The organism is Streptomyces sp. NPDC019224 (assembly GCF_040632605.1).
Lineage (GTDB): Bacteria > Actinomycetota > Actinomycetes > Streptomycetales > Streptomycetaceae > Streptomyces.
This window is the reverse complement of the sequence record NZ_JBEYCF010000060.1, coordinates 24,895-41,543: the sequence shown is the minus strand read 5'-3', so window position 1 is coordinate 41,543 and position 16,649 is coordinate 24,895. Positions and strand designations below refer to the sequence as shown.

At 72.7% G+C, this 16,649-nt stretch carries 14 protein-coding genes; all 14 read right to left on the bottom strand.

Annotation, left to right across the window (positions count from 1 at the left end):
• Nucleotides 1-163 precede the first annotated feature (163 nt).
• Nucleotides 164-1,255, bottom strand: coding sequence for a pectinesterase family protein (locus ABZ564_RS28570; protein ID WP_360861939.1), 1,092 nt, complete (start codon nt 1,253-1,255; stop codon nt 164-166).
• An 83-nt stretch (nt 1,256-1,338) separates the two neighbouring features.
• Nucleotides 1,339-2,673, bottom strand: coding sequence for a pectate lyase (locus ABZ564_RS28565; RefSeq protein WP_360861943.1), 1,335 nt, complete (start codon nt 2,671-2,673; stop codon nt 1,339-1,341).
• An 85-nt stretch (nt 2,674-2,758) separates the two neighbouring features.
• The gene (locus ABZ564_RS28560) at nt 2,759-3,577 is read right to left on the bottom strand and encodes a rhamnogalacturonan acetylesterase (RefSeq protein WP_360861937.1); all 819 of its coding nucleotides are present in this window, start codon (nt 3,575-3,577) and stop codon (nt 2,759-2,761) included.
• A gap of 112 nt (nt 3,578-3,689) precedes the next feature.
• Nucleotides 3,690-5,024, bottom strand: coding sequence for a sugar ABC transporter substrate-binding protein (locus ABZ564_RS28555; protein WP_360861935.1), 1,335 nt, complete (start codon nt 5,022-5,024; stop codon nt 3,690-3,692).
• Nucleotides 5,025-5,108: 84 nt separating this feature from the next.
• The gene (locus ABZ564_RS28550) at nt 5,109-6,650 is read right to left on the bottom strand and encodes a family 43 glycosylhydrolase (RefSeq protein ID WP_360861933.1); all 1,542 of its coding nucleotides are present in this window, start codon (nt 6,648-6,650) and stop codon (nt 5,109-5,111) included.
• A complete protein-coding gene (locus tag ABZ564_RS28545) occupies nt 6,647-7,474 on the bottom strand; it encodes a PmoA family protein (RefSeq protein WP_360861931.1) in 828 nt (275 codons plus the stop codon). The genes ABZ564_RS28550 and ABZ564_RS28545 overlap by 4 nt, the downstream gene beginning before the upstream one ends.
• Complete coding sequence (locus ABZ564_RS28540) at nt 7,471-8,649, bottom strand: Gfo/Idh/MocA family oxidoreductase (RefSeq protein WP_360861929.1); 1,179 nt, start codon at nt 8,647-8,649, stop codon at nt 7,471-7,473. The genes ABZ564_RS28545 and ABZ564_RS28540 overlap by 4 nt, the downstream gene beginning before the upstream one ends.
• Before the next feature lie 5 nt (nt 8,650-8,654).
• A complete protein-coding gene (locus tag ABZ564_RS28535) occupies nt 8,655-9,572 on the bottom strand; it encodes a carbohydrate ABC transporter permease (protein WP_360861927.1) in 918 nt (305 codons plus the stop codon).
• Nucleotides 9,569-10,498: a sugar ABC transporter permease gene (locus ABZ564_RS28530; protein ID WP_360861925.1), complete on the bottom strand. Its 930-nt coding sequence runs from the start codon at nt 10,496-10,498 to the stop codon at nt 9,569-9,571. The genes ABZ564_RS28535 and ABZ564_RS28530 overlap by 4 nt, the downstream gene beginning before the upstream one ends.
• Before the next feature lie 150 nt (nt 10,499-10,648).
• Nucleotides 10,649-12,376 carry an L-arabinonate dehydratase gene (gene araD / locus ABZ564_RS28525; RefSeq protein ID WP_360861923.1) on the bottom strand — a complete coding sequence of 576 codons (1,728 nt, stop codon included), beginning with the start codon at nt 12,374-12,376 and terminating at the stop codon, nt 10,649-10,651.
• Nucleotides 12,373-13,275: a dihydrodipicolinate synthase family protein gene (locus ABZ564_RS28520; protein WP_360861921.1), complete on the bottom strand. Its 903-nt coding sequence runs from the start codon at nt 13,273-13,275 to the stop codon at nt 12,373-12,375. The genes araD and ABZ564_RS28520 overlap by 4 nt, the downstream gene beginning before the upstream one ends.
• A gap of 29 nt (nt 13,276-13,304) precedes the next feature.
• Nucleotides 13,305-13,955, bottom strand: a complete 651-nt coding sequence (locus ABZ564_RS28515) for a GntR family transcriptional regulator (RefSeq protein WP_360861919.1) — start codon at nt 13,953-13,955, stop codon at nt 13,305-13,307.
• 520 nt (nt 13,956-14,475) lie between these two features.
• Nucleotides 14,476-15,651, bottom strand: a complete 1,176-nt coding sequence (locus ABZ564_RS28510) for a hypothetical protein (RefSeq protein WP_360861917.1) — start codon at nt 15,649-15,651, stop codon at nt 14,476-14,478.
• Nucleotides 15,648-16,607: a 5-dehydro-4-deoxyglucarate dehydratase gene (locus tag ABZ564_RS28505; protein ID WP_360861915.1), complete on the bottom strand. Its 960-nt coding sequence runs from the start codon at nt 16,605-16,607 to the stop codon at nt 15,648-15,650. Before ABZ564_RS28505 ends, ABZ564_RS28510 begins: the two co-directional genes overlap by 4 nt.
• Nucleotides 16,608-16,649: the final 42 nt, after the last annotated feature.

Genomic DNA, 16,649 nt, shown 5'->3' with positions numbered 1-16,649 from the left:
GCCAAACCCTCTTCCCCCCCCCCCCGCGCCCCCCTGGGGGGGGGCCCCCCCCGCGGGGGGGGCGGGCCGTCCCCGGGGGACGGCCCCGTACGAGGGCTTCCGGCCGGCGCGGCGGGAGCGCGTGCACGGCGTCGCGGCGGGGCGGACGCCGGCAGCCGGCGCCCTAGGGGCGCCAGTCGCCGAACCAGGCGGCCGGGGTGTGCAGACGCGCCTCGGACCCGGTGAGCCGGGGGCGGTTGGCGGGGACGGTGACGCGGGCGCCGGGGCCCGTGTTGCGGTACTCGGCGAAGCGCTGCTCCTGCCAGGGGAAACCGGCCGCCATGGTGCCGTACGGCTCGTCGGCGTCGATGCCCGCGCCGAGGTGGCTGTCGCGGACGGTCAGCATCGGGTGCGCGGTGAGGTCGGAGGACGGCACCCAGGGGCGGGCCAGCTTGAAGTACCCGTCGGGGGCGGTGCTCGTGACGCGGGAGCGCAGGACCAGGAAGCCGTGCGGGTTGGCGCCGGCGGTGCTGGGGGCGAAGACGAATCCGTAGGGTGCGGCGGCCAGGTCGGTGCGGGTCAGGGTGCGGAAGTGGCAGCGGTCCAGGACCGCGGAGGCGCGGCCGAAGACGAAGTCGACGTCCCCTTCCACATAGCAGTCGCGGTAGTACTGCCGGGCGAAGTCGGTGAGCGACGCGGAGTCGGCGTACAGCGTGTCCTGGTGGCCCAGGAAGCGGCAGCCGTAGAACGCCGAGCGGTCGCCGGTCACCTTGATCGCGACGGCCTGGGTGCCGGTGTAGCCGGGGTGGTCGGCGCGCAGCCAGTCGTTGGCGAAGGTCAGGTCGCGGGCGGTGAGTCCGGCGGGCCGGGCGGTGACGGTGGCGGACCCGCTGGTGCCGTAGGTGCCCGAACCGTCGGGGCGCGGGGTGCCGTTGGCGTTGTCGTACACGATCACGGTGTCGCGCGGGTCGCCGCTCGCGCCGATGAGGGTGAGGCCGGTCCGGTCGGCCGGGATGTCGACGGTCTCCCGGTAGGTGCCGGGGGCGATGACCAGGGTGCGGCCGGTGCCGGTGGCCGCGTTCACGGCGGCCTGGACGGTGGTGTGGTCGCCGCGGCCGCGCGCGTCGACGTACAGGGTCGCGGGGCCGAGGCGGCGGGCGGGTGAACCGTAGGGCCCGAAGGGGCGGCCGTGGGCAAAGGCGGCGGGGGCGGTGCCGAGGGCGAGGGCGGTGGTGCCGCCGGCCAGGAGGGCGAGGGCGGTGCGGCGGGTGGGCATGGGCGTACTCCAACTTCCGTACGGGGCGGCGGGAGGGCCCCGCCGGCGCCGTGCGGGGCGCCGGCGGGGAGAAAGATCCGGGATCAGGCGTTGGGCAGCCGGCCGGCGCCCGCGCCGAGGCCCACGACGAAGGGCACCAGCAGCGGGTGGTCGATCCGGTTGCGCAGGGTGGGGGTCCAGCCGGCGCCCGCGGTGAGCTGCTCCTCGGGGACGGCCGCGTTGTGGACGGCGATCAGGTCGGTGCGGCGGCCGTTGACGTAGTTGTCGGCGGCCGTGAGCGGGGACTCGGACCACTTCTTGAGGATCTCGGCCTTGTCGAACTCGCCGCTGAGCGAGAACGCGTTGTGCTCGGCGACGAGGTGGGACTCGGCGCCGATGCCGTACGAGTAGCCGTAGACGCTGCCCTTCGTGGCGACGAAGTGGTTGTTGTACGAGTCGACCTGGCCGAAGCGGACCCGGGGCGCGCGCTCGTTGACGTCCTTGAAGAGGTTGTGGTGCAGGGTGACGCGGAGCTTGCCCCGGTCGGTGGCCCCGGCCTTGTCGCTGTTGCCGATGAGCATCGTCTTGTCGTGGTCCTTGAGGACGTTCCAGGACGCGGTGACCAGGTCGGCGCCCTTGACGATGTCGAAGAGCCCGTCGTGCTGCTGGTACAGCTCGTTGAAGTAGCGGGGCTGGGCGGCGTCGGGGCGGTCCCCGTCGCTGAAGGTGTTGTGGTCGACCCAGACGTGGTCGGAACCGTAGACGACCAGGTTGTCGTACTCGGAGTTCCAGTGACCGGTTTCGCCGTCGGTCGGGTCCCACTGGGGGAAGCAGTCGTAGGTGTCCTCGAAGCTGATGTTGCGGACGATGACGTTGGAGACGTTCTGGATCTGGATCGACGCGCCGATGACCGTGGCGTCGTCGCCGACGCCGATCAGCGTGGTGTTGGACGGCACATAGACGTTGACGGCGGCCTTCTGGAGCTTGGCGGAGGCGAGCCGGGCGTCCTCCATCGGCCCCGAGGGGACCTCGTCGCGGCCCCAGGTGGCGGGGTCGTAGGCGGCGAGGTACTTGTCCAGGGTGTAGCCGTCGGTCTGGTAGGCCTCGCAGCCGATCGGGTTGCCGGCGGCGTCGGCGTTGCCGTGGACGGTGCCGGCGATCCGGACGATCTTCGGCGCGTCGCCCGCGTCCTCGAAGGCGGCGATGAGTTCGGCGCGGTTGTGCACGGTGTAGACGTGGTCGGGGGTGGCGGCGGCGCCGCCGGTGGTGGCGCCCTCGGCGGAGGCCCAGCCGTCGCCCGCGGCGAGGACGGCGCGCTCGGCGCCCTTCTTGCCGTGGGGGTGGGCGGACGCCTGGGCGGGGACGCTCAGCGCAAGGGCCAGCGAGGCGCAGCCCATCGCGACGGCGATGGCGCGGGCGTGCGTTCTGCGGGCAGAGATGCGTGTGGGCATGACAAAGCCTCGGTTCTGGTGCGGGACCTGTGGGAAAGGAATGGGGGGTGGCGGTTCCGGTGCGGCGCGGGCGTCAGGCCTGCGGCCAGCTGATCCACGCCTCGGGTACGCGGGCGCCGAGGCGGCGCAGTTCGTGCGGGGCGAGCACCCGCGCGTCGAGCAGGGCGCGGGCCGTCATCCGGGCCACCTCGATGGCGCCGGCGGGCCGGAAGTGGGTGTTGTCCTGCCGGCCGTCCGGGTAGTTGGGGGACTCGCCGGGCTCCAGCCAGTTGAAGTACGCCTCGGTGCCGTCGGGGCCCAGTTCCTGCCAGCGGGCGAGGGTGCGGGCCTGCATGTCGAGCAGGGGGACCCGTTCCTCGGCGGCCAGGGCGCGCATGGCGGCCGGGTAGTCGCCGTGGGTGGGCTTGGCGGTGCCGTCGTCGGCGAACCTGCGGCGCTCGACGGGGGTGATCAGGACGGGCCGGGCGCCCCGGGCGCGTGCCTGGGCGATGTACTGCCGCAGGCAGTCCTGGTAGGTGGTGTACGGGTCGGTGCCTCGGGCCGGGTCCTCCGTCTTCTCGTCGTTGTGCCCGAACTGGATCAGCAGGAGGTCGCCCGCGCGGACCCCCGGCAGCAGGGCCGCGAGCAGTCCCTCGTCGATGAAGCTCTTGGAACTGCGGCCGTTCATGGCGTGGTTGGCCACGGTGAGGCCGTGCCCGAGGAAGAACGGCAGGGCCATGCCCCAGCCGGTCTCGGGGGCGGCGACGGCGTACTTCTGGGCGGCCGTCGAGTCGCCCGCGATGTGCACGGTGCGGGTCCGGCGGGCGGCGCCGTGGGCCGCGGCGGGGGTGGCGGCGAGCGCCAGGGGCAGGGCGGCGAGGGCGGCCGCGGTCTGGCGGCGGGTGAGTGACACGGTGGAACTGCCTCTCTCATGGGTGGGTACGCCGGAGGGCAGGGGCGGCGGGGCGGAGCGGGCCGTTTCCGGAACGGGTCCCGCTGCCGGCCCCGCGCCGGCGGGAGCCGGATCAGCCGTTGCCGATCTCCTTCCACTCCTTCTGGGCCTTGTTCAGCTCGTCGGCCATCTTGTCCAGGAACGCCTTGGCCGTGACCTTGCCGAGCAGCAGCTTCTGGAACTCGGGCTCGTTGTCGGCCTTGCTGATGTTGTTCCAGTCGGGCAGGTAGTACGGCAGCTGCACGATCTTGGTGGAGCCGTCGGTGAGGGCCTTCGCGGCCAGCTCGGTCGGGGCCGACTCGCTGATCCACGGGTCCTTGGCGGCCTCGGTGTTGGCCGGGATGGCGCCCGCGGACTCGTTCCACTTGCTGTTCGACTCGTGCGAGGCGGCGAACTCGATGAACTTCCAGGCGGCCGTCTTGTTCTTGCTCGACCGGAACAGGCCGAGGCCGTCGACCGGGTTGGAGACCTGGACGCGGGTGCCGCTGTCGCCGACCGGGTTGGGCACGCCGGCGAACTTGTCCTTGCCGAGGGCCTTCAGGTGGTCCTGGTAGGAGCCGAGGTTATGGCTCAGCATGCCGATGGTGCCGGTGTCGAACTGGGCGACCATCTTGGTGAAGTCGTTGTTGACGTCGGCGGAGGGCGTCGTCTTCTTGTAGAGGGCGACGTACTTCTCCAGCGCCGCCACGTTCTTGGGGTCGTTGAGGGTGGTCTTGTCGCCGTTCCAGAACTCCGTGATGCCCGACTGCCCGTAGGAGGCGTCGATGGCCTGGGCGATGGAGCCGGCGCCGCCGCGGATGGTGTAGCCGAACTTGTTGTTCTTGGCGTCGGTCAGCTTCTCGGCCGCCTCGTAGAACTTGGCCCAGGTGGTGGGCGCGTCGAGGCCCGCCGCCTTGAACAGGTCGGTGCGGTACCACAGCGCGCCGTTGTTCGCGGAGGTCGGCACGGTGTACATCTCGTCGCCCCGGCCGGCGGCGTCCTTGACGCTCTCGACCATGCCCTCGACGAGCTTGCCGTTGAGCGAGGAGTCCTTGAGCCGGTCGTTCAGCGGCGTCAGGGCCTCCTGGGAGACCATGTTGGCCAGGTAGGCGGTGCCGACGCCGCCGACGTCCGGCAGACCGCCGCCCGCGATGGCCGTGTCGTACTTGGACTGCACGTCGGCGATCGGGATCGGCACGTACTTGACCTTGATGTCCGGGTACTTCTTCTCGAAGTCCTGGATGATCTCCTTCCAGACGGCGGTGCGCGGGCCGCCGTTGTTGTCCCAGAAGGTGATCTCCCCCTTGCCGCTGCCCTCGTTGCCGCTGTCGCTGCCGTCGTCCCCGCACGCGGTCGCGGTCAGGGCGAGCACCGCCGCGAGGGAGACGGCGGCCGTGGCACGCCCCCGCTGCGTCTTCGAGATGTTCATGATCGGCTCTTCTCTCTCGGTTCTCTCGGTTCGTACGCTGAGTGGGGGGTTTCGGGGGCCGGGGATCCGGCCCGTGCGGTGCGGTTACGCGGTGACGTGAAAGCGGGTGAACCGGGCGGTCCCCGCGGGGCCCGCCCCGGGCGGCGCGGTGGCGAACAGCCCGAGCAGCGCGCCGACCCAGCGCCACGGGGTGGCGGCGAAGACCTGCCCGGAGGGCCGGAACCCGGCCCCGTCCCCGGTGTCGGCGAGGAAGCGGCAGCGGGCCCCGGGGGCCACCTCGATCCGCAGCCGCGCCGTGGCAAAGGGCGCCGGCCTGCCGGGCCCGGCGTCGCGCTCGGCGGTGGCCGTCGCCTCGGCGAAGCGGTGCACGAGCCGCACCCCGCCCTCCGCCGCCCGCTCCAGGCCGATCCAGGAGTACGCGTCCCCGAGCACGGCGAGCCCCGCCTTCGCCCCGGCCGCCTCGCTGTCGAGGGCGAGCTCCACCTCGGCGGTGAACGTCTCGGCGGGCAGCCGCTGGACCAGTACGTGGGGCAGGGCCCGCAGGTCGTGGGCGTACTCCGTCGTCACGCAGCTCAGCAGCAGCCCGTCCCCGGCGTGCTCGACCGTCCAGCCGGGCCGCGGGTTGGCCGTCCACTGCCACTGCCTGCCGTAGCGGCCGCCCGGGAAGCTGTCGGCGCAGGCCGGGGCCTCGACGGGCTGGGCGGGCAGGGCGGGCTTGCGGTGCGTGGCGACGGGTTCGCCGGCGTCGCCGATGACCGGCCAGCCGTCGGCGCCCCAGCGCATCGGCTGGAGGTGCACCACCCGGCCGTACGCCCCGCGCTCCTGGAAGTGCAGGAACCAGTCCTCGCCGGCCGGGGTGCTCACCCAGGCGCCCTGGTGCGGGCCGTTGACGCCGGTGCGGCCCTGGGCGAGGACGACGCGCTCCTCGTACGGTCCGAAGAAGTCGCGGGAGCGGAAGGCGCCCTGCCAGCCCGTCGCGACCCCGCCCGCCGGGGCGAGGATCCAGAACTCGCCGTCGCGCCGGTGGAGCTTGGGGCCCTCCAGGGTGAACCAGCCGGGCAGCGTGTCGGCGTCGATCAGGGTCTTGCCCTCGTCGAGCAGTTCCCGCCCGTCGGGGCTCATCCGGTGGCCGGTGAGCCGGTTCTTGACGCCGGAGCGGGACTTGGCCCAGGCGTGCACGAGGTACGCCTCGCCGGTCTCCTCGTCCCACAGCGGGCACGGGTCGATCAGTCCCCGGCCCGCCTTCAGCAGGTGGGGCGCGGTCCACGGGCCCCGGATGTCCTCGGCGCTGATCTGCTGAATGCCGTGGTCGGGGTCGCCCCAGAAGATCCAGAACCGTCCCGCGTGGTGGCGCAGCGAGGGTGCCCACACCCCGCAGTCGTGGCGGGGCGCGGCGAACTCGGCGGCGGGCTCCAGGCGGTCCAGGGCGTGCCCGGTCAGGGTCCAGTTGACGAGGTCGCGCGAGTGCAGCAGGGGCAGCCCGGGGACGCGGCCGAAGCTGGAGGCGGTCAGGTAGAAGTCGTCGCCGACGCGGATCACGTCGGGGTCGGACCAGTCGGCGTTCAACACGGGGTTGCGGTAGGTGCCGTCGCCCAGGTCGGCGGTCCAGGGGTGGCCTGTGCTCACGCGGTCACCGCCCGGCGGACGAGGGCGGCGGCGCCGGCCCGGTCGAGCGGGCCGTCCGCGACGACGGTGACGATCCGGCGTACGACGGTGGTGCCAGCGGGCACGGGCAGCCGTTCGGCGGCGGCGAGGGAGGAACCGACGCCCGGGTACTCGGTGGTGCGCACGAACCACGGGTCGCGCCGGGTCTCCTCGGTCGCCCCGGCGAAGACCAGGGACCAGCCGTCGCCTGACAGCGCGACCCAGTCGGCGGCCCGTCCGTGCACCGCCTCCTCGCCGTCCGCCGTGGGGCTGAACACGGCGGGCGCCGCCGCCTCCTTGGGGGCGCGCCAGAAGAAACCGCCGTATCCGGCGCCGGGGCGGCCGTTGGTGGCGGGGCTGCCGATCGACAGGCCGGCCGGGCCGGGGTTGGTGAGCGAGAAGGAGAAGTCCAGCGCCCAGGCGGTTTCGGAGAGCGCGGCGACGGCCACCGTGCGATGCTCGCGCAGCAGTTCGGCGCCGTCGGCCTCCCAGCCGATCTCCTCGACGAAGCCGTCCGGGTCGCACAGCTTCCAGCCGAGGTGGCGCTGCGTGCCGTGGTTGTCGAGGGCGGTGGGTCCCTGCCCCCGGACGAAGGTGCGGCCGCCCCAGAAGTTGTACCCGGCGACGTCCGGGACGGCGACGGACGCGCCCAGGTGGTGGAGGTGGTCGGCCGGGCGCTCCTCGGTGACGGGGGTCCCGGCGAGGGTGGTGACCGGGTGGAGGTAGGGGCGTGCCGCGTCGGCGGGGAGGTGGGTGTAGCGGCCGACCGGACGGCCGGCGCAGCTGAGCAGGGCGGTGGTCGTCATGGGGAGGTCACCTCGCTGAGCGCCCAGGGGGCGCCGAGTTCCGAGAAGAGCGCCCGGGTCTCGGCGGCGGACGCGACCAGGGCGTCGATGCCGCGCACCACCCGGCGGGTGGCACCGGAGCCGGGCACGGAGACGGTCTGCCAGGCCTCGGGCGGCAGGGGGCGCGGTTCGGAGGCGGTCCGTACCGCCTCGACGACCTCCATGAACGCCCCGGTGCGCTCCGCCGGTACGAGGAGCGGGGTGCCGTCCGTCAGGTGGCCGGCCAGGTTCTCCAGGAGGTCGGTGCGCCCGTGCACAGTCTCCAGGGGGCCGTGGCCGGCCCGCTGGACGAGGACGCGGTCCTGCTTGTACCAGAAGGTGATGCGGCCGCGGTCGCCGTGGACGATGACGTAGGGCTCTCCCGCCTGTTCGGCGCAGAGGGTGACGGCGGCGGTGACGGGCGGCCCGGACGCCGGGGTGACGCGTACGCAGGAGGTGTCGTCGGCCTCGATGTCGTGGGCGCGGAAGAGTTCGGTGTCGATGGCGGCGACGTCCCGCGCGGTGGTGGTGCCGGCGAGTTCGAGGGCGGTGGCGATGGCATGGGCGAGCGGGTTGGTGAGGACGCCGTCGACGACGTCGGTGTCCCCGATCCGGCGCCGCCCGGCCCAGGGCGCCCGCCGGTAGTAGGCGTCGTCGCGGACCCAGGCACCCGCGGCGGCGTAGCCCTGGACGGTGCCGATGGCGCCGGCGGCGACGAGTTCGCGGATGGCGGGCACGGCGTGCGAGCCGAAGGACTGGAAGCCGACCTGGCAGGCGACGCCGGCCTCGCGGACCCCGGCGAGGATGCGCTCGAAGTCGGCTCGGGTGGCTGCGGGCGGTTTCTCCAGGAGGAGGTGGACGCCGCGCCCGGCGGCGGTCAGGGCGAGGGCGGTGTGGGTCTGGATGGGGGTGCAGATGACGGCGGCGCGGGCCCCGGTGGAGTCCAGGAGGGCGCCGAAGTCGGCCGACTGCTCGGGGAGTTCACCCGCGAAGGCGTCGAGCTCGGTGTCGTCGAGCGGGGTGAGTTCGCAGATGCCGGCGAGCCGGACGAGGCCCTGGTGCTGGAGGCGGCGGATATTGGCGAGGTGCCAGCGTCCGTGGCCCCGGGCGCCCGCGAGGACGATCGGGACGGGCGTGGTGGCGGGCAGCGAGGTCATGTCCGTCACCCCTTCACGGCGCCGGCGCTGAAGCCGGTGATCAGCCACTTCTGGATGAAGGCGAAGACGATCACCACGGGCACCGCGGCGATCACCCCGCCCGCGGCGAGTGCGCCCAGGTCGACGCTGTCCGCGCCGATGAGGGTGTTCAGGCCGACCGGGATCGTCTGCTTGTCCTGCTCGCTGAGGAACATCAGCGCGAACAGGAAGTGGTTCCAGCTGTGCACGAAGGCGAAGGAGCCGACGGCGATGAGCCCGGGGCGCAGCAGCGGCAGCACGACCGCGCAGAAGGCCCGGAAGCGCGAGCAGCCGTCCACCCAGGCGGCCTCCTCCAGCGAGGTGGGCACGTTCTTGATGAATCCGCTGATCAGGATGATGGAGAGCGGCAGCTGGAAGACCGTCTCGGCGATGACCACGCTCCCCAGGGAGTTGATCATCTGGAGGTTCTTGAAGATCTCGAAGAGCGGTACGAGCATCAGCGCGCCGGGGATGAACTGCGAGCAGAGCAGCGCCAGCATGAAGCCGTTCTTGATCTTGAAGTCGAACCGGGCGAGCGCGTAGCCGCCGGCCAGCGCCACGAGGGTCGTGGCGATCAGGGTGCAGACCCCGACGATCATGCTGTTCTGGAAGAAGACGGCGAAGCTGCGCTCGTTCCAGACCTTGGAGAAGTGCTCCCCGGTCATCGGCCACGGCACCAGCGAGGTGGAGCCGGCGGGCCGCACGGCGAAGAGGAACATCCAGTAGAACGGGACGAGCGTGAAGACCAGGTAGATGCCCAGCGGTACGTAGATCTGCCAGCGCGGTACATCGTCGAAGGCGCGTTCACGGCCGGGCTTGCGGCGGGGCTTGGCGGGCGGCGGGCCTTCGGGGGCGGCCGGCCGTGCGGAGTGGGTGCCGTTCTTCTCGGCGAGGGCGGCAGTCACTTGTGGTCGCCTCCGAACTTGCTCAGGCGCAGATAGACGATCGAGCAGAAGAGGAGGATCACGAAGGCGACGGTGGTGAGCGCGGAGGCGTAGCCGAAGTCGTGGCCCTCGATGCCTGTGTTGGCGACGTAGAGCGGCAGGGTGGTGGTCTCGCCGGCCGGTCCGCCGCCGGTGAGGGTGTAGAGGAGGTCGACGTTGTTGAACTCCCAGACGCCGCGCAGCAGCGTGGACAGGATGATCGCGTCGCGCAGGTGGGGCAGGGTGATGTGGAAGAACTGCCGCATCCGTCCGGCGCCGTCCACGGCCGCCGCCTCGTACAGCTCCTTGGAGACGGACTGGAGGTCGGCGAGGATGAGGATGGCGAAGAAGGGGACCCCGCGCCAGAGTTCGGAGACGGTCGCGGCCCAGAAGACGGTGCCGGTGTCGGAGAGGACCGAGGTGCCGTAGTCACCGATCCCGGCGTCCGCGAGGTAGCGGCTGAAGCCGGTCGAGGAGTTGTAGAGCAGGATCCAGATGGTGCTGGTCAGTACCCCGGAGACGGCCCACGGCGAGAAGACCATGGCGCGGGAGATGCCGCGGCCGATGAAGCTCTGGTTGACGATCAGGGCCAGGGCGAGCCCCAGGGTGAGCTGGAGGATGACCTGGACGAAGACCCACTGGGCGCTGAAGCCGAGCGTCGTCCAGAACTGGTCGTCCTCGGTGAAGATCCGGGTGAAGTTGTCGAAGCCGGCGAAGCCGTTCCGCCACGGTTTGGTGACGTTGTAGTTCTGCAGGCTGTAGTAGAAGACGCTGACCACCGGGTAGGCGATGAAGCCGAGCATCAGCAGCCCCGCGGGGGCGATCAGCAGATACGGCAGCCGGCGGGGGCTCGCGGAGCGGCGCCTGGGCACCTTGGGCGGTGTGGCCGCGGCGGAGGCTTGGGCCATGACACGTCTCCGATCTCTCTGTACGGGGGTGCGGGTGGTACGGGGTGGTACGCGGGCGGAGCCCGGGTGGTGCGTGTAGTGCGCAAGCGCTTCCCGCATGGTGTTCGGTATCTCGAACAAGGGGGGCGCCGGAATTCCCGAGGGGGCTGTTCAGCCGGCGTACGGGTCGGGCACTTCTCCCGGCCGGGCCAGGAAGGCGAAGTCGCAGCCGGTGTCGGCCTGGGTGATCTGGTCCTGGTAGAGCGCCTGGTAGCCGCGCTCGTACCGGTTGGGCGGCGGGGTCCACTCGGCCCGGCGGCGCGCCAGTTCCTCGTCGGAGACCTCGAGGTTCAGCAGTCGCGCCTCGACGTCCAGGGTGACGAGGTCACCGGTGCGGACGAGGGCGAGGGGCCCGCCGACGTACGACTCGGGGGCGATGTGCAGCACGCACGCCCCGTAGCTGGTGCCGCTCATCCGGGCGTCGGAGAGCCGGACCATGTCCCGTACACCCTGCTTCAGCAGGTAGTCGGGGATGGGCAGCATGCCGTACTCGGGCATCCCGGGACCGCCCTTGGGTCCGGCGTTGCGCAGGACCAGCACATGGTCGGGAGTCAGCGCGAGCGCCGGGTCGTTGATGGTGCGCTGCATCTCCCGGTAGTCGTCGAACACCACCGCGGGGCCGGTGTGGCGCAGCAGGTGCGGTTCGGCGGCGATGTGCTTGATCACCGCGCCGTCCGGGCAGAGGTTGCCGCGCAGCACCGCCACGCCGCCTTCCTCGGCGAGCGGGTTGGAGCGCTCCCGTATGACGTCGTCGTTGTGCACGAGCGCGCCGTCGAGCTGGGCGCGCAGGGTGTCGTGGGAGACGGTGGGCCGGTCCAGGTGGAGGACGTCGGCGATCCGGGCCAGGAAGCCGGGGAGCCCGCCGGCGAAGTGGAAGTCCTCCATGAGGTACTTCCCGCCGGGGCGCAGGTTGGCCAGGACCGGAACGGTGCGGGCGACGCGGTCGAAGTCGTCGAGGGTGAGCTTGATCCCGGAGCGGCCGGCCATCGCGATGAGGTGGATGACGGCGTTGGTGGAGCCGCCGAGCGCGAGGACGGTGGCGACGGCGTCCTCGTACGCCTCCGCCGTGAGGATCTGCGACAGCTTCCGCTGCTGCCACACCAGTTCGACGATCCGCAGTCCCGACTGTGCGGCCATCCGGTCGTGGCCGGAGTCGACGGCGGGGATGGAGGAGGCGCCGGGGACGGTGACGCCGAGTGCCTCGGCGGCGGCGGTGAGGGTGGACGCCGTGCCCATGGTCATGCAGTGGCCGGGCGAGCGGGCGAGACCGTTCTCCAGCTCCCCCATCTCGCAGTCACCGATGAGGCCGGCTCGCTTGTCGTCCCAGTACTTCCACATGTCGGTGCCGGAGCCCAGGACCTCGTTGCGCCAGTGTCCCGGCAGCATCGGCCCGGCCGGCACGAAGACGGCCGGCAGGTCGACGGAGGCGGCGCCCATCAGCAGCGCGGGCGTCGACTTGTCGCAGCCGCCGAGCAGCACCGCGCCGTCCACCGGGTAGGAGCGCAGCAGCTCCTCGGTCTCCATCGCCAGCATGTTGCGGTAGAGCATCGGGGTCGGCTTCTGGAACGTCTCCGAGAGGGTGGAGACCGGGAACTCCAGCGGGAAGCCGCCCGCCTGCCAGACCCCGCGCTTGACGGCCTGCGCCCGGTCGCGCAGGTGCACGTGGCACGGGTTGATGTCCGACCAGGTGTTGAGGATCGCGATGACCGGCTTGCCCAGGTGCTCCTCGGGGAGGTAGCCGAGCTGGCGGGTGCGGGCGCGGTGGCTGAAGGACCGCAGCCCGTCGGTGCCGTACCACTGGTGGCTGCGCAGTTCCTCGGGGGTGATGCGGCCGGTCATATGGACCACCCGGCGATCTGGTCGGCGACCTCGGCGCGCTGCGACTCGGGCAGCACCCGGCTGGGCGGGCGCACCGAGCGGTCGCACAGTCCGAGGGCGGCCAGGGCCTCCTTGACGACGGTGACGTTGTTGGCGGACTGCCGGTCGGCGCGCAGTTCCTCGAAGCGGCGGATCTGCTCCCAGACCTTCATGGCGGCCGGGTGGTCGCCGGCCCGCAGCGCCTCCAGCATGGTCAGCGAGACGCCGGGCGCCACGTTGACCAGACCGGAGGTGAAGCCGGTGGCGCCGGCGGAGAAGTAGGCCGGGGCGTACAGCTCGGCGAGTCCGGCGACCCAGACGAAGCGTTCCAGGCCGGCGTCCCGGGCGAAGGCGGCGAAGCGGGCGGCGTCCGGGACGGCGTACTTGACGCCGATGACGTTGGGGCAGCTGTCGGCGAGGGCGGCCAGGCCGGCGCCTTCGAGGTGCGGGTTGCGGATGTAGGGGACGACCCCGAGCCCGGGTACGGCCTCGGCGATGGCCCGGTGGTAGTCGATCCAGCCGTCCTGCGAGACGTACGGGTGGACGGGCTGGTGCACCATCACCATCTCGGCCCCGGCGTCCCGGGCGTGCTCGGCTGCGGCGACGGCGGTCGGCACGTCGTGCCCGACCCCGACCAGGACGGTGGCGCGGCCGCCGGCCTCGTCGATGGTCAGCTCGGTGACCGTGCGCCGCTCGTCGGGGGTGAGCGCGTAGAACTCCCCGGTGTTGCCGTTCGGGGTGACGATGCGCACGCCGCCGTCGAGCAGTCTCCGCAGCAGGAGGCGGTACGCCGTGGTGTCGATGGTCCCGTCCCCGGCGAACGGGGTCACCGGGATCGCCACGACGTCTGCGAGGGCCGCCTTCAGCGGTGTGAGGTCCATGCGGACTGGCCTTTCTTCGGTGTGCGGGTTCACGCCGCCCCGTCCTCGTCGTCGGGGAAGGCGCGGCGGACGAACGACGCGATGTGGTCGTGCAGGGCGCCGGCCGCCGCGTCCGCGTCGTCGGCGAGCGCGAGCCGCAGGATCTCCCGGTGCTCGGCCGCCTCCCGCTCCCAGGACGGGATGGCCGACCAGGCGACCGTGGAGACCAGGGCGGCCTGGTCACGGACCTCGTCGAGCATCCGCGCCAGCAGCGGGTTGCCGCAGGGCAGGTAGAGCGCGCGGTGGAAGTCCCGGTTGGCGAGCGACCGGTCGGCCTTGTCGCCCGCCGAGTCCGCCCGCTCCAGGGCCTCCTGCGCCGCTTCGAGCGACGCCTTGCGGGTGATGGAGCGGCGCAGCGCCTCCGGTTCGAGCAGCAGCCGTACGTCGTACACCTCGCGGGCCATGGCCGCGTCGACGAGCCGCACGGTGGCGCCCTTGTACTGGCTCATGACGACGAGTCCGGTGCCGGCGAGGGTCTTCAGCGCCTCGCGGACGGGGGTCTTGGAGACCCCGAACTGTGCGGCGAGCTCGGTCTCCACGAGCGCCTGCCCCGGCCTCAGTCGCGCGGTGAGGATCGCGTGCTTGACCGCCTCCAGCACGTACTGGGTGCGGGACGGAATCGGGGTGGGCGCAAAGGTCATGGGGGAAGAGCTCTCACATCTCGCGTATCGCGTCTCATATATGACGTACGGAGTACGACGCGATGAAGCTAGAGGCGCCGCGAATGTTTCGTCAACGCTTCTGACGAAAGAACTTTTCGGAACATGGACCTGAGCCGTACGCGGATCACCGTGCCACGCAGGCGAGTTGCCCGGCGTACGGCAGCCGCCCGATGCGGTGCGCGGGCCTCGCCCGCCGGCCTGGACGCATGACGGAGCCGCAGGTCAGGAGGGTGTGAGGGGCGTGAGGGCGGCGAACCCGGTACGGCGGGACCGCCCGGCCGGACTGCTCCCCGCGGCGGTCGTGGCCTGCGGGTTCGAGGCTCCGGCGGCGGCCCCGGCGGCCGGACTCCGGGTCACGTCATCGACGGGCTCGCACGCGTCGGCGACCCTCGGCCGGTGCTCGGGGCGGTGGACCGGCGGGGCGTGTGTGGCCGCCGTTCGCGGTCCTGGTGGTGCGACGGGCCGGCGGGAACCAGTGGCTCCCGCCGGCCCGCCCGTCTCAGCCGAGGCGGGAGAGCGCCCCGGCGACGGCTGCGAGGTCCGGGTCCGAGGCCAGCCCCGCGTGGTACAGGCGCAGTTGGTTCGCGCCGAGCGAGGCGGCGTGCGCGGCGTCCCGTTCCAGCGTGTCCGGGCTGCCGCCCATGCCCCGCACCACGGTGAGGTTGGCCGCGATGACCCCGTCACCCCCGGCGAACGGCCCGAGCACCGCCTCCCGCGCCGCGTCCGTACCGGTGCACGGCAGCACCACCCCGTCCGCCACGGACAGGATGTGCCCGGGGTCGACGCCCACGTTCGCGCCGCAGCGGTACGGGGCGGGGTCGGCGTGCAGCAGCACCTGGAAGCCCGGCGGCGCCGCCGCCCGCACCGCGCCGGTCACCGCTTCCTGGAGGCCTCGCGCCGCCTCCGTGCGCCACCGCAGCGTGGCCTCGGCGAGGCCGGCGCCGAGCAGCTTCCCGACCGCGTCCCAGCCGGCGTCCGGCGCCCCGCTCCCGGCCCAGACCGGCTCCAGCGCGCGGCGCACGGCCGCGCCGAGCTCCTCGGCGTCGAGGCCCTGCCCGGCGTAACCGGCCCGGCAGACGACGCAGAAGCACAGCGACATCAGGTACTGCGCCGCGTCCCCGAGCCCGACGCCCGCCACCTTGTCGTGGGCGTGCAGATGGGCGAAGCCGTACCAGCCGCAGGACTCCAGCTCGGTGCCCCGCGCCCCGTCGCGTACCGCCGCCTCCGCCGCCAGGTCCACCAGATACGCGCGGACCTCCGGCCGGGCGATGCAGGGCGCCCACGGGTAGCGGTCCCCGTAGGCGTTGACCACCGAGGTCCCCGGATGCTCCGCGCCGAGCCGGGAGTTGTGCGCGAGCACCACCCAGCTGTGCACGTCGAGACCGGCCGCGGCCAGCGCGTCGGCCGCCTCGGCGAAGGCGTCGTCCGACGCGATCCACGCCTGCCGGTACGGACGCAGCGCCCGCCCCGCCCACCGGTTCGCGTCCGGCGGGTACAGCACCGCCGCGTGCTCGGCCGTGACGATGCGGCGGGCGGGATGACGCGGGGTCAGCGCCCGCGTCGAGTGGTAGGCGGCGGCGAGCGTCACCTGCCGGACGCCCAGGTCCGCGATGCGGGCGGGGGCGTCGGGGTCCCCGACGACGTCCCAGGGGTAGAGGAGGGCGGACGTCCTCATCCGCGCCCCCTCGCTCCGTGCCGTTCCAGCAGGGCGCGGCCGCTCGCGATGATCTCCGCCAGCTCCTCGATGTGCGCGGCCGGCGGCTCGGTGAGCGGGCTGCGCACCTCTCCGACGTCCAGCCCCTGGAGCCTGACCCCCGCCTTGACCAGCGACACCGCGTAGCCGCGCCCCTGGGCCCGCAGCTCGACGAGCGGCCGGTAGAACGCGTCGAGCAGCGCGTTCACCAGCCCGTCGTCGCCGGAGTCCAGGGCCCGGTAGAAGGCGAGCGCGATGTCGGGGGCGAAGGCGAAGACGGCCGACGAGTACAGCGTGACGCCGATGCCGCGGTAGGCGAGGCCGGTGAGTTCCGCGGTGGGCAGCCCGTTGAAGTAGAGGAAGTCCTCCCCCGTCAGCCCGGTGCGCACCGCGCTGACGATGCGCTGCATCAGGTCCAGGTCGCCGTAGCCGTCCTTGAGGCCGATGATCCCGGGGGTCCGGGCCAGCGCGAGCACGGTCGCGGGCGTGAAGACGGCGTTGTCGCGCTGGTAGACGATCGTCTCCAGGCCGGTGGCCCCGGCCAGCGCCGTGTAGTGCGCCAGCAGCCCTTCCTGACCGGCGTGGACCAGGTACGGGGGCATGGCCAGCAGCCCGTCCGCACCGGCCTCCTCGGCGAGTTCCGCGAACCGGACGGCCAGCGCGGTGCCGTACCCGGCACCCGCGACGACCGGCACCTGCCCGGCGGTCTCCTCCACCGCGGCGGCCACGACGAGCCGGAACTCCTCCGGTGTCAGGGCGTGGAACTCTCCCGTACCGCAGCACGCGAAGACCGCCGCCGCGCCTGCGTCGATGCCCCGGCGGACGTGCGCCCGGAAGACGTCCACGTCGACGGAGCCGGCCGCGTCGTACGCGGTGACGGGGAAGAAGAGCGGCCCGGCAACGGCGGTGAGCCGGGCGGCAAGCGGGTCTGAGCTCACGGGCGCCTCCTGAGGCGTGCGCATTTCTGATTGATGTCCATA

Bases quoted from the DNA above. Each gene is read 5' to 3' on its own strand.
- ABZ564_RS28570 (WP_360861939.1), bottom strand. From the start codon at position 1,255: ATGCCCACCCGCCGCACCGCCCTCGCCCTCCTGGCCGGCGGCACCACC.
- ABZ564_RS28555 (WP_360861935.1), bottom strand. From the start codon at position 5,024: ATGAACATCTCGAAGACGCAGCGGGGGCGTGCCACGGCCGCCGTCTCC.
- ABZ564_RS28545 (WP_360861931.1), bottom strand. From the start codon at position 7,474: ATGACGACCACCGCCCTGCTCAGCTGCGCCGGCCGTCCGGTCGGCCGC.
- ABZ564_RS28540 (WP_360861929.1), bottom strand. From the start codon at position 8,649: ATGACCTCGCTGCCCGCCACCACGCCCGTCCCGATCGTCCTCGCGGGC.
- ABZ564_RS28530 (WP_360861925.1), bottom strand. From the start codon at position 10,498: ATGGCCCAAGCCTCCGCCGCGGCCACACCGCCCAAGGTGCCCAGGCGC.
- araD (WP_360861923.1), bottom strand. From the start codon at position 12,376: ATGACCGGCCGCATCACCCCCGAGGAACTGCGCAGCCACCAGTGGTAC.
- ABZ564_RS28520 (WP_360861921.1), bottom strand. From the start codon at position 13,275: ATGGACCTCACACCGCTGAAGGCGGCCCTCGCAGACGTCGTGGCGATC.
- ABZ564_RS28515 (WP_360861919.1), bottom strand. From the start codon at position 13,955: ATGACCTTTGCGCCCACCCCGATTCCGTCCCGCACCCAGTACGTGCTG.
- ABZ564_RS28510 (WP_360861917.1), bottom strand. From the start codon at position 15,651: ATGAGGACGTCCGCCCTCCTCTACCCCTGGGACGTCGTCGGGGACCCC.